General features: G+C 32.7%; 3 protein-coding genes. 1 reads left to right on the forward strand and 2 read right to left on the reverse strand.

Features of this window, described 5'->3' with window-relative positions:
* The first annotated feature begins 318 nt into the window (after positions 1–318).
* Positions 319–840 (forward strand): YagU family protein, encoded by a 522-nt coding sequence (locus PSF16_RS17195; protein ID WP_036965053.1) that lies wholly within the window; start codon positions 319–321, stop codon positions 838–840.
* A gap of 316 nt (positions 841–1,156) precedes the next feature.
* Here PSF16_RS17195 and PSF16_RS17200 read toward each other — a convergent pair whose 3' ends face one another.
* Entirely contained in the window at positions 1,157–1,807 is a 651-nt protein-coding gene (locus tag PSF16_RS17200) for a DUF421 domain-containing protein (RefSeq protein WP_272689786.1), read from the reverse strand.
* 8 nt (positions 1,808–1,815) lie between these two features.
* A partial coding sequence (locus PSF16_RS17205) for a DUF3290 domain-containing protein (protein ID WP_272689787.1) occupies positions 1,816–2,196 on the reverse strand: 381 nt, incomplete at its 5' end.

Raw genomic sequence — 2,196 nt, forward strand, 5'->3', positions numbered from 1 at the left:
CAATAGAGGTTGCTATGAGCATTGGTGTATAGTAAGGCAACATTGTGTGCTTAAAGAATCAATGTTAATACAAATCCGTTAATCTTATAGTATGAAATCTCGCTTTTAAGTGATTTTCATATATATTTAAATGCTATTTTTTTTAAAATACATGTGTTTATTTTTCTCGTTTTGATTGATTATTTGTTTATGTTTAAGAAAAAAATTACTGTTATCCTATGAATTAAGCCCTACTGTTATAACTAATAATTAAAATAATAAACACGTATTCTTATCTCTACTATACTTATAATATCCAAATTATAGAGCGAGTATATAATGATTGATTTTTTTAGGTTAACAAAAAAAAGTTCCAGACATATTGGTATCGCAATATATGTTGGTATCATCGCGGGTATTTTTTCAGCATTAGTCAAGTCAGGTTTTGAAGGCTTAATTCCGCCAAGAACCATTGAAACAACACCACCGCCAATCGTCTTACTAGAAAAGCTTGGGTTAAATATAGATACAATGACTTATCATTGGATGGGCTATAGCATTAATTGGGGGGGAAATGGTGTCCATATATTATTTTCAATAGTGATTGCAGTAATATATTGTATTATTGCTGAGTATTTACCCAAAGTTAGATTATTACACGGTATTTGTTTTGGTATCGCTGTTTCTATTTTTGCTCATGGCTTAGTCGTACCATTATTAGGACTATCTGGCTGGCTATGGACTGCTGGCTATCAAGCCCTTATTTCTGAGTTTGTTGGAACAGCTTTTTGGATCTGGTCAATTGAAGCAATTAGGCAAAATTTGCGTTATTGTTTAACCAAAGAAAAAGATGCTGAGTAGATTGGGATGTTTACCCCTTATCTATTATAAATTACTGATAAAATGTAAAGGCTCGTTTAAGCTATATAAGTCATCTATTCGAGAGGTCGCCTAGTGCGACCTTTTTATTTTTTTGATTTCTAGATGATTGTCAGATATATGCAGCCTCAGAATCAATTACATTGTTATCAATTAACTCGGATGCTTGATAGGACATCATCCCGAACAAAGGTTATTGGCCACTATGGCGTGATAGTATGAGCGAAATTACACCTTATTAATAATACGATACTTAGAACAAGAACATTATCAGTTACACGCAAGGAATAAATCTGACTTAATCTTTGACTCCATTTTTCTCATATCCATATAAATTAATTCTACCCGACAAATACTCACCTAAATAGACATCACTAATTTTATTGAAGCCTTGTTTAGAGATGTTGTCTTCTAACCACCCAATGTCTTTTCCGATGATTTCAAGTGGATCACCGTTAGCTAAGCCATCCACGATAATTGGATAACGTATGTTTTCATCACCACTTTGAATAATAGTTAACTGCCCATTCTGTTCAAGAACAACGCGTTTTAGCTGTTCTATTTCATAAATACCATTGGATCTTAACTTAAACATTAAATCATTTGCGGAAACGCCATTTTTTAAACACTCTTTAACATTAACGTTGCCATTATGTACTAAGGTAATTGGCTTTCCATCAATAACACGTTTAATTAATGGGTTATTTTCTTTTAAAAATTTAAGGGTAAAAACAAGCAAAGTCCAGATGATTAACACGAGTATAAATTGCAGCACGGTTATCGACTCATTGTAAATGACACCACCAATAATCCCACCTAAAACATAGTTTTGAACCTGGTCCATTGCGGATGAGGGGGCTAGGTTACCTTTTCCCATAAGGTTGATTTGAACAATCAAACATAGTATTCCCAATCCCAGCTTTATAATAATCGGTGCATAAATAATCATTTTCTTCCTTAATTTTTTATGATGGTTATTTCGGGATTTGTTAACCAAACCTCGACTAAATTGTAAGTTTTTTGATCTGAGCTTAAGTTAATACGGTAATAACGATCATTAATTTTAATGATGACACCATCGGATAATTGTACTGAATTGGAAAGGATAGAGCTTATATTTACATCTTTGTCTTTCGATAATACTCTTACAAAATTAACCATTTGTGATGATTTCGAGTGCATATTTTGGTTGTCAGTATACTCTGCATATTGAACACCTGAAATGAAGAGCAAAAATAAGAAGGCGATAATCGTTAAATCTCGATATTTAGTCTGTAAACGATGACGCATATACAGGATAAAAGCGACGATCAAAGTGAATAATGTGCCAAAAATAAC

It is taken from the genome of Providencia sp. PROV033, from assembly GCF_028484855.1.
GTDB lineage: Bacteria > Pseudomonadota > Gammaproteobacteria > Enterobacterales > Enterobacteriaceae > Providencia > Providencia alcalifaciens.

Bases quoted from the DNA above. Each gene is read 5' to 3' on its own strand.
- PSF16_RS17195 (WP_036965053.1), top strand. From the start codon at position 319: ATGATTGATTTTTTTAGGTTAACAAAAAAAAGTTCCAGACATATTGGT.
- PSF16_RS17200 (WP_272689786.1), bottom strand. From the start codon at position 1,807: ATGATTATTTATGCACCGATTATTATAAAGCTGGGATTGGGAATACTA.